Genomic DNA, 234 nt, shown 5'->3' with positions numbered 1-234 from the left:
GTCTACACGGATGAAGCCATGGCCGCCAAAGGCGGGGATTGGGGCATCGTGGCGGTGTATCTGCGCACCCCCCCCCCCCCCGACCAGATGCAACCACAGGGCGGGGCCTATACCTCGGTCACGCTGGGGGCGGATGGCAATACGGCCAAGGTGATCCATGCGATCACGGATGTTCTTGTGGCCCCGGAAGACCCCGACGCGGTGCTTGCGGCCATGGCCGACCCCGCGGTCAAG

General features: G+C 67.1%; 1 protein-coding gene. It reads left to right on the top strand.

Going from position 1 to position 234, the window contains the following annotated elements:
* Window positions 1–18: 18 nt before the first annotated feature.
* Window positions 19–234: hypothetical protein (locus Q4528_RS16305; protein ID WP_439848959.1), on the top strand; the 216-nt coding region annotated here is incomplete at its 3' end.

It is taken from the genome of Staphylococcus pasteuri (genome assembly GCF_030547725.1).
In the GTDB taxonomy this organism is placed as follows: Bacteria; Bacillota; Bacilli; order Staphylococcales; family Staphylococcaceae; genus Staphylococcus; species Staphylococcus pasteuri.
The sequence above is the reverse complement of the archived record's forward strand: the minus strand, read 5'-3'. Positions and strand labels throughout refer to the sequence as shown.